Origin of the sequence: Peptostreptococcus russellii (assembly GCF_900110295.1) — a bacterium.
Taxonomy (GTDB): domain Bacteria; phylum Bacillota; class Clostridia; order Peptostreptococcales; family Peptostreptococcaceae; genus Peptostreptococcus; species Peptostreptococcus russellii_A.
Genome location: NZ_FODF01000010.1, coordinates 49,190 through 66,838, shown reverse-complemented (window position 1 = coordinate 66,838; position 17,649 = coordinate 49,190). Strand labels below are relative to the sequence as shown.

The window sequence follows — 17,649 nt, the reverse complement described above, 5'->3', positions numbered from 1 at the left end:
TTGTTTTTAATTCAAATAAGCATAAAATTTAATAAAAATATTAAGAGTTTTTATACCGTATAAAAGCAGAAAACAAAAATAAAAACACATAAATACAGAGTTAATATATTTATGTGTTTTTTTATTTATTTTGACATAAATAGTAAAAATTTTCTTATATAAGAAAGAAAAACTTAAAAATTATAGTTTAAAAAAGAAAAAATCCAATTATATATGCATATAAATATTATTTAGGAAATACTATCAATAAGTGCAAAAAAGAAAAATTTAAGGAGGAAAATCATAGAAATTGCTAATTTTCAATGGTTCAGATTTTTGAATTTTCACTAAATTTTAAAAATATAAAAATATTATTTTTTTATTTTTGTAAATATCTTGACTAATTCTTAATAAGAATATAAACTGTACATTGAGGGATAATTTTTTATCTCTGGATAACGTTATTATACAAAAATAATAGCGTGAAATTTTATATTATAATTTAATCTTAAGGGAGGTTTAGGTTAATGGGAGAAACTAAAGCAAAATACCCGATAGGTTTCTACGTGTCAAGTTTAACTTACACATTTGAAAGATTTGCTTTCTATGGTAGTAAACCTATGCTTATCGTTTTCTTAATCACTGCAGTAGCACAAGGTGGTTTAGGAATCGATACTAAAGATGCAGCATTTATAGCTGTACAATTAACTGCTTGGACTTATATTGCACCAGTTATAGGTGGATATGTATGTGACCACTGGTTAGGTGCTAGATATGCGGTTACAATTGGTTGTGTTTTAATGGCTATTGGATACCTATTTGGATGGAAGGCTACAGGAGTAGGCTCAATCTATATGATGATAGCGGTAGTATCTATAGGTACTGGTTTATTTAAAGGTAATCTTGCGGCGATTATAGGACGATTGTTTGATGACGAAGAGCTTCTTGACTCTGCGTTCTCAATCCAGTATTCATTTGTTAATATTGGTGCTTTACTTGGTTCTTTAGTTACTGGAGTTCTTTACATCAGTACATTTAGACATGGTGAAGTTATGGGATTCAGACAGGTGTTCCTAGTATGTGCAATAGTAGTTTTACTTGGTGGAGTATTCTTTACACTATGTTATGGAACTCTACAGGGGCAAGGTAAGAAACCATTTAAGTACTTAACTGATAAAGATGGAAATATAATAGGTGAGTCTCATGAAAATGAATCAGAAGCAGAAGCTAAGGCAGATGCTAAGGCTCCTTTAACAAGTAATGAGAAGAAGAGAGTAGTTGCAATTGTATTTATATCATTTATATCTATTATATTCTGGTTATTCTATTATCAGCAGGATACTGTTTTATCCATATATATGGTTGAAAAGGTTGATATGAGTATGGGTGGTGTAACTCTAACTCCTCAGCATATAACAACATCATGGAATGGATTGTTATGTATATTCCTAAGTATAGGTGCAGCTAAGTTATGGTATAAGTTATCACAGAGACCTCAGGGTGACTTATCAATGTTCCAAAAAGTAACGTTAGCATTCTTATTCCTTGGAGTATCATATCTTGTTCTAGTTGGAATGGAAATATCAAGAGGTATAGGAGCTCCAAACTCTCAGAAGGTTAGTGTTGTTTGGCTATTAGTATTTGGAGTATTATTAACTCTAGGTGAAATATGCTTCTCTCCACTTGGAAACTCATTTGTAAGTAAGTTCGCACCAAAGAAGTATTTCTCTCTTTTAATAGGTGTTTGGACATTTGCTACATTTGCAGCATCAATATTAAATGGTTACACTCAGGGATTCGTTGAAAAATTAGGATTCTTCCCTGTAGTTGTTACATTTGCGGTTGTATCATTTATATCCGCATTCATAATGTTTGTTCTTACAAAACCACTTAATAAGATGGTAGAAGGTAAGGATGAAGCTTAATATTAATTAATAAAGAAAAATTAACGCTGTTGTAGACAATGTCTACAGCAGCTTTTTTAAATATTTATATTGATAACTTTATGTATATTTATCATAGTCAATCTTAGTTACTAACAATCGAGTTTCAAAATTTAAGCAATAAATAAGCCCTATGGATATCCATAGGGCTTATTGTTATTTCTAGAATAATGATTTATATTTATCTGTAGCCTTAACTAGTCTATCAACTATTTCAGGTTCTCCTGAAGAGTGACCAGATATTGTAATATTAAGATCACAGTTGTTAAGTTTCTTACTTAGAAGGTATGCTCCTACGAACCTACAGTCCATGTCATATCTACCGTGAACTATTGTAGTAGGGATATCCTTTATTATGTCTGCACTATCAAGGATATAGTTCATATTATCTCTAAACATATGGTTCATCCAGAAGTGACATTCTATAGTAGCCATTGATATAGCGTAGTCTTCATCACCGAAGTCATTAACAACGTCTTCATTAGGAAGAAGTGTAACGATGCTTCCTTCCCACATACTCCATGCTCTTGCAGCTTCAACTCTAACAGCTCTATCTTCGTGAGTTAATCTCTTGTAGTATGCAGTTATTAAATCATCTCTTTCTTCTTCAGGAATAACGCTGATATAGTTTTCCCAAGCATCAGGGAATATATTAGATGCTCCACCTTCTTGATAGATCCAATCAATATCTTCCTGTCTACCTAAGAAAATTCCTCTTAAAACAAGTCCGATAACTCTTTCAGGATGTTCAATAGCATAGCTTAGTGCTAGAGTTGATCCCCAGCTACCACCGAAAACTAGCCATTTTTCGATACCAAGTTTTTCTCTGATCTTTTCCATGTCTGATATAATACTGTCTGTATCATTATTAGTAAGGTTAGCGTGAGGTGTACTCTTTCCGCTTCCTCTCTGATCAAACATTATAATTCTGTAGAATTCAGGATCGAAGAACTGTCTGCATGATGGACCTGTACCACATCCAGGACCTCCATGTAGGAAAACAACTGGCTTTCCATTTGGATTTCCTGATTCTTCATAATAGATGTTGTGTACATTGTCAACCTTTATGAAGTCAGTGAAATTTGCTTCAATTGGTGGATAAAGTGTTCTTAATTCGCTCATATTACTACTCCTTTGAAAATTATTTAGTGTAGCATTATTCAGTGTTCCTTTATATTTATTTTAATAAATACAGTAAAAAAATAATATATATTTTTTTAAGAAACAAAATACTACTCTAATGAAAATTATAACATACACAATGTCACAATTCCATATTTAGAAGGGCTTAAATAAGAAATGTATAGAATTTTAGAAAAACGTTTTATTTTCAGTAATATAGTGTTATAATTGAATATGAAGTCTGATTTTATTATTAATTAAATTCTATGGGGAAAAATATATATGAAATTAAGGAAATTTCATATAAAAGATTAACAGAATATTTTATTAATAATGTAAAATCGGCTTAGTATATTTTTGTGGAGGCCTAATTATGAAAGATAACAGAGTAAGTCAAGTATTAAAGAGAATGAAGGAAGATAATATTCCTCAGATAATAGTAAGTGATCCACTTGCAATTTTCTATTTAACAGGATATTTCCTAAATCCTGGTGAAAGACTTTATGCATTATATCTAAATGAAAACGGAGAACATAAGTTATTTGTAAATGCATTATTCCCAATCGAAGAAGACCTTGGCGTTGAAAAGGTAATATTCACAGATGACGATGACTCAGTAGGAATTGTTGCTAAGTATGTAGAAAATGGCAAAACAATAGGTGTTGATAAGAATTGGCCAGCAAGATTCCTTCTTGCTTTAATGGACAAGTGTTCTGACAGCAAGTTTGTAAATGCTTCTTATATAATAGATACTATGAGAATGTTTAAGGATGACGAAGAAAAAGAATTAATGAGAAAAGTTTCTTTAATGAATGACGAAGCTTGTGAAAAAATCATAGGTAAAATCACAGGAGATAAGACTGAAAAACAGATTGCTAGTGAATTATTAAAGATGTATGAAGATATGGGAGCTGAAGATGTATCATTCCCACCAATTATAGGCATGGCAGCAAATGGAGCTAACCCTCATGGAGAGCCTGGAGATAGATATGCTAAGCCTGGCGATGCTATAATAGTAGATATCGGATGTAAGAAGGATATGTACTGCTCTGACATGACTAGAACAGTATTCTGGAAGGAAGTAAGTGAAAAGGGTAAGGAAGTATACGATATAGTTGTAGAAGCTAACAGAAGAGGTATAGAAGCTTCTAAGCCTGGTGCAAGAATGTGTGATATAGACGCAGCTTGTAGAGACTATATAACAGAAAAGGGATATGGAGAATACTTCACTCATAGAACAGGTCATCATATAGGACTAGAAGACCATGACTACGGTGATGTTTCAGCTGTAAATGAATTAGTTGCAGAACCTGGAATGATATTCTCAATAGAACCTGGTATATATTTACCTGGAGAATTCGGTGTAAGAATAGAAGATTTAGTGCTTATAACTGAAGATGGATGTGAAGTATTAAATAAGTATACTAAGGATTTACAGGTAATAGGAAACGACTAATAATTTTAATATATATTTAATAAGAATAATATTTTAGGGCTTATGCAAGGACCTTGCTCGGCTAAACTCTAATTTGAAAATAAAAACTTAAAATAATTGAGACAAAAATACCACAAATCAATTGACACACCAATGAATTTGTGGTATTTTATTTTAGACGGCTTTTGTATAGTCGTTTGTTTGAGTTGAAAAAATACGGAAGGTAATAGTTACTTGATTTAATTTCAGGAAGCTATATCATCATATATTAAAAAATTTTTGGAGGTGTAATGATGAGAGTTAAAGTAACTTTAGCATGTAAAGAATGTGGTCAGAGAAACTACCACACAACTAAGAACAAAAAGAACAATCCTGACAGAATAGAGTTACAGAAGTACTGTAAATTCTGTAAGAAACATACTACTCATAAGGAAACTAAGTAATTTACATCAAAGAAAAACTAAGTGTTTAGCGAAAAGGATGTGAGTTTATGGCTAAGAAAAATGTAGAAGTTTCAGACAAAAAGGTTGGTTTTTTTAAGGGCACAATGATTGAACTTAAACAAGTGACATGGCCAACAAAAGGTGAGTTAGCTAGTAAGACTTCAGTCGTGCTAGCGGTAGTAGTAATAGCTACTCTATTCGTATGGCTTGTAGATACAGGTCTATCAAAACTCTTGAGTTTATTGGTAGGCTAAGCGCGAGTAGGAACTCAGTATTGAAAGGATGATTTTAATGTCAGAAGAAAGAAGTAAAAGATGGTATGTTGTACATACTTATTCTGGACATGAAAACAAGGTCAAGACTACAATAGAAAATTCTGTTAAGAACAGAAACATGGAAGATATTATCGAAAAGGTAGTAGTTCCGACTGAAGATGTAGTTACAACTACAAAGACTGGTAAAGAAAAGATTACACAGAGAAAAATATTCCCAAGTTACGTAATAGTAAAGATGGAAATGACAGATGAGTCATGGTACATTGTAAGAAATACTAAAGGTGTTACTGGGTTTGTTGGACCTGGATCAAAGCCTGTTCCACTAACAGAAGACGAAGTCTATGCAATGGGCTTAGAAAATGATTCTGAAAGTGTAGTAGCAGGAGATATAGACCTTGAACCAGGAGATTCAGTAAGAGTAATAAGTGGTTCATTTGTTGACAATGTCGGAGAAGTTGAAGATATAAACATCGAAAAAAGAGAAGTAAAAGTCTATGTTAATGCATTTGGTAGAAAGGCCTTGGTAACTCTAGGGCTTGAAAATATAGAGAAAGTTTAAGGAGGTGCAACACAATGGCTAAGAAAATTATAGGACAAATTAAATTACAGATACCTGCAGGAAAGGCAACTCCAGCTCCACCAGTTGGACCAGCGCTAGGACAGCACGGTGTTAACATCATGGCGTTCACTAAGGAATTTAACGCTAAGACAGCAGATCAGGCTGGAATGCTTATCCCAGTTGTTATAACAGTATATCAGGATAGATCTTTTAGTTTCATAACTAAGACTCCACCAGCTGCTGTATTAATAAAGAAGGCTATCAACTTAAAGTCAGGTTCAGGAGAACCAAACAAGAAGAAGGTAGGAAAGATAACTAAGGCTCAGGTTCAGGAAATAGCTGAACTTAAGATGAAGGATTTAAACGCTGCTTCAGTTGAATCTGCAATGAGAATGATCGCAGGAACAGCAAGAAGTATGGGTGTAGAAGTAGTTGACTAATAATCAACATTTAAGTTAAGTAAATAATAAATTTCGCTATAAGCAATGTCTTATTAGTGGGAGGTTAATTTACCGTATTACCACAAGGAGGAATTAAAATGGCTAAGAAGGGTAAGAGATATGCAGAAGCATCTGCAAAAGTAGACAGAAATGAATATTATGATGCATCAGCTGCTATGGCTATGGTAGTTGATACAGCATGTGCTAAGTTTGATGAAACTGTAGAAGCACATATAAGACTAGGTGTAGACTCTAGACATGCTGACCAGCAGGTTAGAGGTGCAATAGTATTACCACATGGTACAGGAAAGACTAAGAAAGTTTTAGTTTTCGCTAAGGGAGAAAAGGCTAAGGAAGCAGAAGCTGCAGGAGCAGATTTTGTAGGTGCTGAAGATTTAGTTCAGAAGATTCAGGGTGAAAACTGGTTTGAATTTGATGTAGTTGTTGCTACTCCAGATATGATGGGTGTAGTTGGTAGACTAGGTAGAGTATTAGGACCTAAGGGATTAATGCCAAACCCTAAGTCAGGAACAGTTACTTTCGACGTTGCTAAGGCAATAGAAGAAATAAAGGCTGGTAAGGTTGAATATAGATTAGATAAGTCTAATATAATCCACGTTCCAGTTGGAAAGGCTTCTTTCGGATCTGAAAAGTTATTTGAAAACTTCAAGGTACTTATGGAAGCTATAATAAAGGCAAAGCCATCAGCAGCTAAGGGACAGTATTTAAAGAGTGTTTCAGTTGCTTCAACAATGGGACCTGGTGTTAAGGTAAACCCAGCTAGAGTTTCTGAATAATATATAGAAATTATTTAAAAACTGTTGACACAGGTTGACAAATATGATATCATTGTCAATGTTGAAAAAGAATAGATTTGCCGTAGACAGTGGGTGCGATATTGCTTAATTTCCCACCGAGGTTGCGATATACGTGATACTTGTGCCCTTGTAGTCTACCTGATTACAAGGGCTTTTTATCTTTACGGTAAGTGCTAAACTTTATTTTTGTGAAGGAGGTGCACTAAAAGAATGAGTAATGCTATAGAAATGAAATCAGCGGTTGTTGCTGAGATAGCTGAAAAGCTAGAAAAAGCTTCATCTGTAATAGTTCTAGACTACAAGGGACTTACAGTTGAACAGGTAACAGAATTAAGAAGTCAGATGAGAGAAGCTGGTGTAGAATACAAGGTATATAAGAATACACTTGTAAGAAGAGCTGCTAAGGAAAACGGGGGAGAAGCTTTTGCTAACTTCAACGATGAACAGCTTATAGGACCAAACGCAATAGCTTTTGGTTATGATGATCCAGTTGCTCCAGCTAGAATACTTAAGGGATTCATGGATAAGAATCCTGATAAGATAACTTTAAAGATGGGTGTAGTTGAAGGTGAATTCTACGATGAATCAAAGATCGTAGCTCTTGCATCAATACCACCAAGAGAAGTTCTTATCGCAAAGCTTCTTGGCAGCTTAAAGGCTCCAATGTCAAACTTCGTTTACTTAGTAAACGCAATAGCAAAGAAACAGGAAGAAGCGGAAGCTTAATAGAAAAAATGGCCGTTTAAACGGCAGGCGAAAGCCGAAAGTTATTTAAAAAAAGAAATCAAGATATTGAGATATAATTTATACGGAGGTGCAATAAAATGACAATAGAACAGATATTAGAAGCTATAGAAAACATGAAAGTTTTAGAATTAAATGAATTAGTTGAGGCTGCTGAAGAAAAATTCGGCGTATCAGCTGCTGCTCCAGTAATGGTTGGTGGAGCTGCTGCAGGTGCAGGCGCTGCTGAAGAAAAGACTGAATTTGACGTAATACTAGCATCAGCTGGTTCTTCAAAGATCGGTGTTATAAAGGAAGTTAGAGCTATAACTGGATTAGGACTAAAGGAAGCTAAGGAATTAGTTGACGGTGCTCCAAAGGCAATAAAGGAAGGTGCTTCTAAGGAAGAAGCTGAAGAAATAAAGGAAAAGTTAGAAGCTGCTGGTGCTACAGTAGAAGTAAAGTAATTTAACTTTTTACTTATGTTTTAATTAAATAAGCTATCAGGGGGTTGTCTGTATCGTAATGATCGGGCGACTCTTTTTTTATGTAAAACAGAGAATTCAATAAAAAAAGCAAAATATATATGTTAATTTAAATATGTAAATATATTGCTCGTTTTTCACTTAAAAAGTAAATAACAACAAGAAAAAATAAATAAAAACAATAAAAAACAAGATTAAAAAAATAAGAAAAATATAGTGAAATAGGAGGGAAATAGATTTTTATTAAGGAAAATAGGATATAATTTAAAAATATAATGAGTATATTTTTTTTGTTAAAAAATATTAAAAAATAGGTTGATAAAAAAATAATTTTTGGTATACTAGTAAGTAGAGAGAGGATAGGAGTTGATATTGTGGAAAAGCCGATTTCTTCGGAGGAAATTTATCAAGATATTCTCAGCAGAATAATAAGTCTTGAATTAGAACCTGGTAGCAAGATAAGTGAGAATATGATTTCTGATAAATATGGAGTATCTAGGTCGGTAGTTAGGAATGCGTTTGCAAGACTCATGCAGGACTGTTTTTTAACAGTATACCCACAAAGAGGTACTTATATCAACTATATCGATTTGGATTATATTAGAACTGCTCTACTAATAAGAACATCTATAGAAAAAGAAATGCTTTATAGATTCATGAAAAAGAGTGATAAATCTAATATAGTTGCTAAGATGAAAGAAAACATATTAAAACAGGAAAAATTCTATTCTGCTAATGAATATTTAGAGGAATTTAGGAAACTAGATGAAGAGTTTCACGAATTTATAATAGTTAGTGTTGAAAATAAAAATATATTGAATTTAATAAGTCAGCATTTGCTTCATATTAGCAGGTGGAGAAACTTGTACATTAAAAAGTTAGGTTGCACAGTATCTCATTTGATAGATGAACATAAGCTGATTGTAGAATGTATAGAGTCTGGAGATTTAGAAAAGGCTTTAGATTGTATGTCTAGACATATAGAGACAGTAAGTAGTGAGATGAACATAGATTCTGAGTTTAAGCATTACTTTAGCAGTAGCTATTAGAGCTTTTTTTATTTACATAGAGATGTTAATTTATTTACAAACGAGGTATTAGTGGTTTTTTATTAGTGCTTCTAATGTATTTTAATAATCTAGTATACAAGTAGTCAAGATGGAAAGTGGTATGGCTTTTATTGCGCTAGGGGGGAGAGATATGGAACTTGTAAACATGACTGTAAGAAAATGTTTTAAAGAAAGAGTTGAAAAAACACCAGATAAGGTTTTTTTAAATCATGGGAAAGAAGTGTTCACTTGGAGTTGTGTTGACAAGATTACTGACAAGGTTGCCATGGTGTTTTTAGAGCAAGGGATAAAAGCCGGTGACAGGGTTGGCATAATAGGTGTAAATAGCGCAAGTTGGATAATATCCTTTCTTTCATTACAGAAAATATCTGCAGTTGCAGTTCTTATAAATCCCTGTTTTAAGGAAAAGGAATTAATAGATTGCATAAAAATAGCTAATATAAATCATATGTTTTATACGAATCTCTGTGGCGATAACAAAACAGATAAAGTTATGAAAAACATTAAAAATAGTAGAGAAGCTTCTCATGTGAAAATTTATAATATTGAGAAAAGTTATAAAGAATGGATAAAGCTTTCAAAGAAAACTATAAATACTAAAAAGCAATTTCCTAAAGATGATGACTCAAGTCAGTTATCATGTATACTTTTCACATCAGGAACTACTAACAATTGCAAAGGTGTTATGCTATCTCATTATTCGATAGTCAACAATGCAAGAGAAGTTGTAGAACAAATGAGATGGGGAGAAGATGATAAAATGTGTTTATCAGTTCCATTATTTCATTGCTTTGGGATTACAGTTAGCTTGTTGACCACGATTATAGCTGGAATGTCAATATCCTTGATTCACAAATATAAAACAATGCATGTTTGTGAAGTGATTGAAAAAAATAGGTGTACCGTACTAAATGGTGTTCCAAGCATGTTTTTAGCCATGATAAAAAATCCAAATATGGAAAAATACGATCTAAGCAGTTTGAAAAGTGGAATAATTGCTGGATCGCCGATATACGAAAATGAATATATGGAAATCTGCAAAAAGTTAAGTGGCGTAAAGTTGCAGACTTCTTATGGACTAACAGAGGCTTCTCCCTGCGTATCCATAGCAGATTACGATGACGATTTAGAGAGAAAAGCAAAAACATCAGGAAAGATAATAAGTCATGTAGATGTTAAAATAATAGATTTAAATAGCCATGAAGAATGTGGTCGAAATGAAGTCGGAGAAATATATGTTAAAGGCTATAATGTTACCAAAGGTTATTTGGCATCAGATCCTGTAGTCTGTGATGCAGTTCAACCAGATGGTTGGCTGAGAACAGGGGATTTGGCATATATAGACGAAGATGGATACCTAACAGTTGTAGGTAGGAGAAAGAACTTAATCATAAGAGGTGGAGAGAATATATCTCCTGTTGAGATTGAGGAATTTATCAAGGAAGTGAAAAATGGATTAGAAGTATTTGTTTTTGGAATGAAATCAGAGGTATTACAAGAAGAAATAGTTGCCTGTATAGAAGGTGAGCATGATGAGAAAATGATCGCCAAGATAAAATCTCACTTAGAGGAGAACATAAGTAAATACAAGATACCTAGTTACTTCGTATTTGTTAAAAATTTCCCTAAAAATCCTACAGGAAAGGTAAATGAAAAGGAATTAAAAAGAATTTCTTTAGATTTACTTTCTGAACAAATAAAAGAAAACAATAGAAAAAGAAAGAAAAAGTTTGATAATGACAAACATTAAATATTAGTTTGTTTAAAAAATAAATTATAAAGATATACAAAGTTACACTTTGATATATCATATGCAGTATTTAACTGAGTATTATTAAAATTTGGGAGGTAATGTTAATGAGCACAAGAAAACAACCATTAAAAGGAGTCAAGGTAATAGAACTTGCCAACTTTATTGCAGCAGCAACTACAGGAAGATTTTTAGCTGACTTAGGTGCAGATGTAATAAAAATAGAAAGTGCAAAAGGGGATCCTTTAAGATATACAGCTCCAACTGAAGGTAGACCTCTTGATATGCATGAAAACACAACTTGGGAATTGGAAAATGCAAACAAGAGATGTATATCGCTTAACATGAAAGATCCAGCAGGTAAAGAAGCCTTTTTCAAATTATTAGATGAGGCAGACATACTAATAACAAACTGGAGAGTTCAGGCTTTAAAGAGAGCAGGTCTTGACTATGAAACTTTAAAGGTTAGATATCCTAGCTTAGTATATGCTATATGTACTGGATACGGTGAATATGGTCCTGACAAAGATTTACCAGGGTTTGACTTTACTGCATTCTTTGCAAGAGGCGGTTACTTAGAAAACCTTAGACAGAAATCAGATGTTCCTATGAACGTTGTTCCAGGACTAGGGGATCATAACGTAGGTATAAACCTTGCTGCAGGTGTTCTTGCTGCACTATATCATGCAAAGATGACAGGTGAAGGAGAAAAAGTTGAAACTAGCTTATTTGAAAGTGCTATATTCAACATGGGGATGATGGTTCAGGCAGCTCAATATCCAGACTATGGAACAAAATATCCAATAAATATTAGAGAAGCAAACAATCCTCTAAATGCTTGTTGGAGAACTAAGGATGGAAGATATGTTCAGACTTGCATGCCAGATTATAATACATACTATAAGAAATTCTTAACAGCATTAGAATTAAATGAAATGGTAGAAGACGATAAGTATTTCCCAGTTCAGAATCTTCATGAAAATAAACTAGGAACTGAAGTTTACGATAGAATAATGTCTAGATTTGAAGAAAGAGAATATAAAGAATGGGCAGATGTACTTACTCAGGCTGATATACCTTTCGCATTAGCACAGTCTTGGGAAGAACTTTTAGAAGATGAACAGGCATGGGCAAATGACTGCTTCCACAAGATGAAATATCCAAAGGGCGAAAGAGTATTAGTTAAGCATCCTGTTAAGTATCAGGAAATGGGACCTACTCCGTACAACAGAGGACCATACATTGGTGAACATGGTGTAGAAATCCTAAAGGAAATAGGATATACAGAAGAACAGATTCAGGAAATGTTAGAAAATAAAACACTTTACATATGGGAAGACAAATAATATTTCAATCTAAATATTAGGGATTCGATATTGAAGATTTAGAGTATTACGGATTCGCAGTTTGTAATTTATATTAATTTATGTGTTTGTAAAAATTAAATTATGAAGGATGAAAAAATGAGAGATGTATATACAATGGGTATTGACATTGGTTCTACTTCGTCAAAATGTGTAATACTCAAAAATGGAAAAGATATTGTTGCCGAAGGAGTTGTAAACTTAGGTGCCGGAACAAAAGGTGCAGATAAAGTTATAGAAAAAGTAATGAATGATGCTAACCTGACTTTGGAAGATATGGATACAATTGTTTCTACTGGATATGGTAGAAATAGTTACGACGGCGCAACCAAGACAATGAGTGAGTTAAGTTGTCACGCAAAAGGTGGAAGTTATATATTTGGAGATGTTAGAACCATTATAGATATAGGTGGGCAAGATATCAAAGTTTTAAAACTAAACAATAAGGGTCAGCTTATGAATTTCTTAATGAATGATAAATGTGCTGCTGGTACAGGTAGATTCTTAGAAGTTATGTCAGGAGTCTTAGATGTTAAGTTGGAAGACTTAGGAGATCTGGATAAACAGGCGAGTGAAAAAACTCCAATAAGTTCTACATGTACAGTATTTGCAGAATCGGAAGTAATTTCATGTATGGCTAAGAAGATTCCTATTCCTAACATAGTAAGGGGAATTCATTTCTCAGTTGCTACTAGAGTAGCAGGACTTGCGAAAAGAGGAGGCTTAGTTGAACCGGTAGCTATGACTGGCGGTGTAACTAAGAATTTAGGAATAGTAAGAGCTTTAAGCGAAGAATTAAATACAGAAATAAAAATATCTAAAGATTCTCAAATGGCAGGAGCATTAGGAGCGGCTTTATACGCTTATGAAGAATATTTAAAGAGCTAGAAAGGAGCTTATCATGAGTAATACAGGAATGGTAGAAGAAAAACCAGCAAAGAAAATGTTGGGAGAAATAGTGGCAAAGCATTATCAGGATGCATGGGATGCTAAAAACAGAGGTGAAAAAGTTGGTTGGTGTGCATCTAACTTCCCTCAGGAAATATTTGAAACAATGGATATAAAGGTTGTATATCCAGAAAATCAGGCTGCAGCTATTTCAGCTAAGGGCGGCGGTCAGAGAATGTGCGAAATAGCAGAGGATCAAGGTTATTCTAATGATATTTGTGCATATGCAAGAATAAGTTTAGCATATATGGATGTAAAGGATGCTCCAGAACTTAATATGCCTCAACCAGATTTTGTAGCTTGCTGTAACAACATCTGTAACTGTATGATCAAGTGGTATGAAAATATAGCTAAAGAATTAAATATTCCACTAATATTAATAGATGTTCCTTATAACAATGATTATGAAGCTGGTGAAGACAGAGTTGAATATCTAAAGGGACAGTTTGATTACGCTATTAAACAGTTAGAAGATTTAACTGGTAAAAAATGGGATGAAGATAAATTTAAAGAAGTAATGGAAATATCTCAGAGAACAGGTAGAGCTTGGTTAAAGGCTACTGGATACTCAAGATATACACCATCTCCATTTAGTGGTTTTGATGTATTTAATCACATGGCTGTAGCAGTTTGTGCAAGAGGTAAGCTAGAATCAGCTTTAGCTTTTGAAAAACTTGCTGAAGAATTTGACCAGAATGTGAAAGAAGGAAAATCAACATTTAAGGGAGAAGAAAAATATAGAATATTATTTGAAGGTATTGCATGTTGGCCTCACTTAAGACATACATTTAAGCAGTTAAAGGACAATGGAGTAAATGTATGTGGAACTGTTTATGCAGATGCTTTCGGATATATTTACAATAATACAAATGAGTTGATGCAAGCATATTGCGGAACTCCAAATGCTATTTCTTATGAAAGAGCTACAGATATGAGACTTAAACTTTTGGAAGAAAATAACATAGATGGTATGTTAATTCATATAAATAGAAGCTGTAAGCAGTGGAGTGGAATAATGTATGAGATGGAAAGAGATTTAAGGGAAAAGACTGGCATACCAACAGCTACATTTGATGGTGACCAGGCAGACCCAAGAAACTTCTCAGAAGCACAGTATGACACGAGAGTACAAGGTCTTATAGAAGTAATGGAAGCAAATAAGGCAGCAAAGAGGGAGGCGCAGAAACATGAGTAATATTGATGTATTGTTTGACAAGTTAAATGTATGTCCATTAAAGCAGTTGGATAAATATACTGATGAAGGTAAAAAAGTTATCGGTTGTGCACCAGTATATGCACCTGAGGAATTAGTTTATGCAGCAGGAATGATACCAATGGGTATTTGGGGAGCTGAAGGTGAAGTTACACTAGCAAAGGAATACTTCCCAGCATTCTACGCATCACCAATTCTTAGATTAATGGATTTAGGTTTAGAAGGTAAACTAGACAAGATGTCAGGTATGATAATAGGTGGTTTAAGTGACGGACTTAAAGGACTTAGTCAAAACTGGAAAAGAGCAGTAAAAAATGTTCCAGCTTTATACATTGGATATGGACAAAATAGAAAGCTTGAAGCGGGAATTGAATATAATAAGAAGCAATATCTTAAATTAAAGAAACAGTTAGAAGAAATAGCAGGTAAGGAAATAGAGGATTCAAAGATAGAAGATGCTATAGTTCTATATAACAAGCATAGAAAAGCATTACAGGAATTCAATGAATTAGCATCTAAACATCTAAATACTGTAACTCCTACATTAAGAGCTAGAGTAATGACTAGTGCTTATTTCTTTGACAAGGCAGAACACTTAGAAATCGTAGAAGAAATAAATAAGATTTTAAGGGAAATGCCAGAAGAAAAGTTTGAAGGCAAGAAGATAGTTACTACAGGAATATTGGCTAATAGCCCAGAAATATTAAAGATATTAGAAGAGTATAAGTTAGCAATAGTAGATGACAATATAAATCATGAATCTGGACAGTTCGACTATCTAGTAGAAGAAGGAACTGGTGACCCAGTAAGAGCACTAGCTAAATGGATTTCTGATATAGAAGGAAGTACTTTACTATACGATCCAGAAAAACTAAGAGGAAAGATAATAACTGAAAAGGTAAGAAAACATGGAGCAAACGGTGTCCTATATTTACTTACTAAGTTTAGTGACTCTGATGAATTTGATTATCCTATCATTAAGAAAGAACTTGATGATAATGGAATAGTAAATATTTTAATAGAAGTTGATCAGCAAATGACTAACTTCGAACAAGCAAGAACTGCATTACAAACATTTGCAGACATGATTTAATTTAAAGATAAAAATTTAAGGAGGCAATCTATGATTTTCGAAAAAGAACATGAATTAGTTCGTCAGCTTGCAAAGCAATTCGCTGAAGAAATAATTAAACCTATCGCTGAAGAAGTTGATGAAACTAGCGAATTTCCAATGGAAGTATACAAGAAAATGGCTGACGCAGGTTTCTTAGGTATTAAGATACCAAAAGAATATGGTGGAGCAGGAGGCGATCATCGCTCATATGCAATAGTTATGGAAGAACTTTCAAAGGCTTCTGCAGTATCTACTATATGGATATCTTCTCCAAACTCACTACAGTCAACACCTATATTGAGAGATGGTACTCCAGAACAAAAGGAAAAATACCTAAGACCAATGGTTACTGGTGAAAAAATGTTCTGTTTTGCTCTTACTGAACCAGGTGCTGGTTCTGATGCAGCTTCAATACTTACAACAGCAGAAGCTGATGGTGATGATTTTATAATAAATGGTAGAAAAACATTTATAACAGGAGCTCCAGTTTCTGATTATATAATTTTATTTGCAAAGACTAACCCAGAGTTAGGTGCAAAGGGAATATCAACATTTATAGTAGATTCAAAGGCTGAAGGCGTATCATTTGGTAAGGCGGAAAACAAGATGGGTGTAATTGGATGCCCAACTAGTGACGTTGTTCTAGAAAATGTAAGAGTTCCTAAAGAAAATATGTTAGGCAAGGAAGGCAAAGGATTTATTAATGCAATGAAGACATTGTCAGTTGGTAGATTGGGTATAGCTTGTCAAGCATTAGGTATGGCTGAAGGGGCTATGGAAGAAGCTGTTAAATATGCTAAGGCTAGAAATCAGTTCGGAAGATCTTTAGCTAGATTCCAGAATACACAATTCGTTTTAGCTGAAATGGAAACAAAAATCTGTGCTATGCGTCACCTAGTTTATGACACTGCATATAAGATGGATATGGGTCAACCAGCGGATAAGGAAGCATCTATGGCTAAACTATTTGCTACTGAAGAAGCAAAGTGGGTAGTAGACAAGGCTTTACAGATTCATGGTGGATATGGTTATATCAAGGAATATCCAATAGAAAGAATATACAGAGATATAAGAGTAACTTCAATATACGAAGGTACTTCAGAAGTACAAAAGATGGTAATAGCATCAAACGTGTTGAAATAGGGGAGGTAGTATAGATGAAAATTGTAGTTTGCGTTAAGCAAGTACCAGATACAACAGAGGTAAGACTTGATCCTGTTAAGAATACATTAATCCGTGATGGGGTTCCAAGTATAATAAATCCTGATGACAAGGCAGGAGTTGAATTAGCACTTCAGATAAAAGAAGCAGTCCCAGGAAGTACAGTAACAGTAGTATCAATGGGACCTCCACAGGCAGAATTAGCACTAAGAGAAGCACTAGCTATGGGATGTGATGATGCGATATTAGTTTCAGATAGAGCATTCGGTGGTGCAGATACTTGGGCAACTTCTTCAACAATTGCAGGAGCATTAAGAAATATTGATTACGATATTATAATAGCAGGTAGACAGGCTATAGATGGTGATACAGCTCAGGTTGGTCCACAGATAGCTGAACATTTAGGTATACCTCAGATTTCTTATTGTGAAAAGCTAGATGTAGAAGATGGAAAGTTTATAGTTAAGAGACAGTTTGAAGATAGATATCATATAATTGAAATAACACCACCTTGTCTAATAACTACTTTAAGCGAGGAAATAAATCCTAGATACATGTCAATAGGTGGAATATTCGATGCTTATAAGAAAGATATTAAGGTTTGGGGATTAAAAGACATAGAAGACAAACTTGATATAGCAAATATTGGTTTAAAGGGTTCACCTACAAATGTTAAAAGGTCATTCACTAAACAGGCTAAGGGCAAGGGTGTAAAGCTAGAAGGTTTAACACCTGAAGAAGCAGCAGATGCTATAATTGCCAAGCTACAAGAAAAGTATTTAATATAATACTCTAAAAACTGAAAGA

Annotated in this window: 18 protein-coding genes and 1 other annotated feature; of the genes, 17 read left to right on the top strand and 1 reads right to left on the bottom strand. The window is 33.8% G+C overall.

What is annotated here, in order from left to right; translation table 11 throughout:
- The first annotated feature begins 506 nt into the window (after positions 1 to 506).
- Complete coding sequence (locus BMY82_RS06785; protein WP_091975807.1) at positions 507 to 1,904, top strand: peptide MFS transporter; 1,398 nt, start codon at positions 507 to 509, stop codon at positions 1,902 to 1,904.
- Between the two features lie 180 nt (positions 1,905 to 2,084).
- Here the strand turns inward: BMY82_RS06785 and pip are convergent, their stop codons facing one another.
- Positions 2,085 to 3,044: a prolyl aminopeptidase gene (pip, locus tag BMY82_RS06780; RefSeq protein ID WP_091975806.1), complete on the bottom strand. Its 960-nt coding sequence runs from the start codon at positions 3,042 to 3,044 to the stop codon at positions 2,085 to 2,087.
- A 373-nt stretch (positions 3,045 to 3,417) separates the two neighbouring features.
- Between pip and BMY82_RS06775 the strand changes: the two genes are divergently transcribed.
- The 16 genes from BMY82_RS06775 (at position 3,418) to BMY82_RS06700 (ending at position 17,630) form a co-directional block, all read left to right on the top strand.
- The gene (locus BMY82_RS06775; RefSeq protein ID WP_091975805.1) at positions 3,418 to 4,500 is read left to right on the top strand and encodes a M24 family metallopeptidase; all 1,083 of its coding nucleotides are present in this window, start codon (positions 3,418 to 3,420) and stop codon (positions 4,498 to 4,500) included.
- Positions 4,501 to 4,772: 272 nt separating this feature from the next.
- Positions 4,773 to 4,922, top strand: a complete 150-nt coding sequence (rpmG, locus tag BMY82_RS06770; protein WP_091975804.1) for a 50S ribosomal protein L33 — start codon at positions 4,773 to 4,775, stop codon at positions 4,920 to 4,922.
- Positions 4,923 to 4,969: 47 nt separating this feature from the next.
- The gene (gene secE, locus BMY82_RS09645; RefSeq protein ID WP_091975803.1) at positions 4,970 to 5,176 is read left to right on the top strand and encodes a preprotein translocase subunit SecE; all 207 of its coding nucleotides are present in this window, start codon (positions 4,970 to 4,972) and stop codon (positions 5,174 to 5,176) included.
- A gap of 37 nt (positions 5,177 to 5,213) precedes the next feature.
- Positions 5,214 to 5,756, top strand: a complete 543-nt coding sequence (gene nusG / locus BMY82_RS06760; protein ID WP_091975802.1) for a transcription termination/antitermination protein NusG — start codon at positions 5,214 to 5,216, stop codon at positions 5,754 to 5,756.
- A 14-nt stretch (positions 5,757 to 5,770) separates the two neighbouring features.
- Complete coding sequence (gene rplK / locus BMY82_RS06755; protein ID WP_091975801.1) at positions 5,771 to 6,196, top strand: 50S ribosomal protein L11; 426 nt, start codon at positions 5,771 to 5,773, stop codon at positions 6,194 to 6,196.
- Positions 6,197 to 6,294: 98 nt separating this feature from the next.
- Entirely contained in the window at positions 6,295 to 6,993 is a 699-nt protein-coding gene (rplA, locus tag BMY82_RS06750; RefSeq protein ID WP_091975800.1) for a 50S ribosomal protein L1, read from the top strand.
- A gap of 62 nt (positions 6,994 to 7,055) precedes the next feature.
- Positions 7,056 to 7,181, top strand: a sequence feature (ribosomal protein L10 leader region).
- A 43-nt stretch (positions 7,182 to 7,224) separates the two neighbouring features.
- Complete coding sequence (gene rplJ, locus BMY82_RS06745) at positions 7,225 to 7,740, top strand: 50S ribosomal protein L10 (protein WP_091975799.1); 516 nt, start codon at positions 7,225 to 7,227, stop codon at positions 7,738 to 7,740.
- Between the two features lie 98 nt (positions 7,741 to 7,838).
- Complete coding sequence (gene rplL, locus BMY82_RS06740) at positions 7,839 to 8,204, top strand: 50S ribosomal protein L7/L12 (RefSeq protein WP_091975798.1); 366 nt, start codon at positions 7,839 to 7,841, stop codon at positions 8,202 to 8,204.
- Positions 8,205 to 8,596: 392 nt separating this feature from the next.
- Entirely contained in the window at positions 8,597 to 9,271 is a 675-nt protein-coding gene (locus BMY82_RS06735) for a GntR family transcriptional regulator (protein ID WP_091975797.1), read from the top strand.
- A 151-nt stretch (positions 9,272 to 9,422) separates the two neighbouring features.
- Complete coding sequence (locus tag BMY82_RS06730) at positions 9,423 to 11,042, top strand: class I adenylate-forming enzyme family protein (RefSeq protein ID WP_091975796.1); 1,620 nt, start codon at positions 9,423 to 9,425, stop codon at positions 11,040 to 11,042.
- 107 nt (positions 11,043 to 11,149) lie between these two features.
- Positions 11,150 to 12,388 (top strand): CaiB/BaiF CoA transferase family protein, encoded by a 1,239-nt coding sequence (locus BMY82_RS06725; protein WP_091975795.1) that lies wholly within the window; start codon positions 11,150 to 11,152, stop codon positions 12,386 to 12,388.
- Positions 12,389 to 12,505: 117 nt separating this feature from the next.
- Complete coding sequence (locus BMY82_RS06720; protein WP_091975794.1) at positions 12,506 to 13,294, top strand: acyl-CoA dehydratase activase; 789 nt, start codon at positions 12,506 to 12,508, stop codon at positions 13,292 to 13,294.
- Positions 13,295 to 13,307: 13 nt separating this feature from the next.
- Complete coding sequence (locus BMY82_RS06715) at positions 13,308 to 14,549, top strand: 2-hydroxyacyl-CoA dehydratase subunit D (RefSeq protein WP_091975793.1); 1,242 nt, start codon at positions 13,308 to 13,310, stop codon at positions 14,547 to 14,549.
- Positions 14,542 to 15,660 carry a 2-hydroxyacyl-CoA dehydratase subunit D gene (locus BMY82_RS06710; RefSeq protein WP_091975792.1) on the top strand — a complete coding sequence of 373 codons (1,119 nt, stop codon included), beginning with the start codon at positions 14,542 to 14,544 and terminating at the stop codon, positions 15,658 to 15,660. The genes BMY82_RS06715 and BMY82_RS06710 overlap by 8 nt, the downstream gene beginning before the upstream one ends.
- 30 nt (positions 15,661 to 15,690) lie before the next feature.
- A complete protein-coding gene (locus BMY82_RS06705; RefSeq protein ID WP_091975791.1) occupies positions 15,691 to 16,824 on the top strand; it encodes an acyl-CoA dehydrogenase family protein in 1,134 nt (377 codons plus the stop codon).
- 14 nt (positions 16,825 to 16,838) lie between these two features.
- Positions 16,839 to 17,630: an electron transfer flavoprotein subunit beta/FixA family protein gene (locus BMY82_RS06700; protein WP_091975790.1), complete on the top strand. Its 792-nt coding sequence runs from the start codon at positions 16,839 to 16,841 to the stop codon at positions 17,628 to 17,630.
- The last annotated feature ends 19 nt before the right edge of the window (positions 17,631 to 17,649 follow it).

Excerpts from the sequence above, each read along its gene's own strand:
- BMY82_RS06785 (WP_091975807.1), top strand. The coding sequence starts at position 507 with ATGGGAGAAACTAAAGCAAAATACCCGATAGGTTTCTACGTGTCAAGT.
- pip (WP_091975806.1), bottom strand. The coding sequence starts at position 3,044 with ATGAGCGAATTAAGAACACTTTATCCACCAATTGAAGCAAATTTCACT.
- BMY82_RS06775 (WP_091975805.1), top strand. The coding sequence starts at position 3,418 with ATGAAAGATAACAGAGTAAGTCAAGTATTAAAGAGAATGAAGGAAGAT.
- rpmG (WP_091975804.1), top strand. The coding sequence starts at position 4,773 with ATGAGAGTTAAAGTAACTTTAGCATGTAAAGAATGTGGTCAGAGAAAC.
- secE (WP_091975803.1), top strand. The coding sequence starts at position 4,970 with ATGGCTAAGAAAAATGTAGAAGTTTCAGACAAAAAGGTTGGTTTTTTT.
- nusG (WP_091975802.1), top strand. The coding sequence starts at position 5,214 with ATGTCAGAAGAAAGAAGTAAAAGATGGTATGTTGTACATACTTATTCT.
- rplK (WP_091975801.1), top strand. The coding sequence starts at position 5,771 with ATGGCTAAGAAAATTATAGGACAAATTAAATTACAGATACCTGCAGGA.
- rplA (WP_091975800.1), top strand. The coding sequence starts at position 6,295 with ATGGCTAAGAAGGGTAAGAGATATGCAGAAGCATCTGCAAAAGTAGAC.
- rplJ (WP_091975799.1), top strand. The coding sequence starts at position 7,225 with ATGAGTAATGCTATAGAAATGAAATCAGCGGTTGTTGCTGAGATAGCT.
- rplL (WP_091975798.1), top strand. The coding sequence starts at position 7,839 with ATGACAATAGAACAGATATTAGAAGCTATAGAAAACATGAAAGTTTTA.
- BMY82_RS06730 (WP_091975796.1), top strand. The coding sequence starts at position 9,423 with ATGGAACTTGTAAACATGACTGTAAGAAAATGTTTTAAAGAAAGAGTT.
- BMY82_RS06725 (WP_091975795.1), top strand. The coding sequence starts at position 11,150 with ATGAGCACAAGAAAACAACCATTAAAAGGAGTCAAGGTAATAGAACTT.
- BMY82_RS06720 (WP_091975794.1), top strand. The coding sequence starts at position 12,506 with ATGAGAGATGTATATACAATGGGTATTGACATTGGTTCTACTTCGTCA.
- BMY82_RS06715 (WP_091975793.1), top strand. The coding sequence starts at position 13,308 with ATGAGTAATACAGGAATGGTAGAAGAAAAACCAGCAAAGAAAATGTTG.
- BMY82_RS06710 (WP_091975792.1), top strand. The coding sequence starts at position 14,542 with ATGAGTAATATTGATGTATTGTTTGACAAGTTAAATGTATGTCCATTA.
- BMY82_RS06705 (WP_091975791.1), top strand. The coding sequence starts at position 15,691 with ATGATTTTCGAAAAAGAACATGAATTAGTTCGTCAGCTTGCAAAGCAA.
- BMY82_RS06700 (WP_091975790.1), top strand. The coding sequence starts at position 16,839 with ATGAAAATTGTAGTTTGCGTTAAGCAAGTACCAGATACAACAGAGGTA.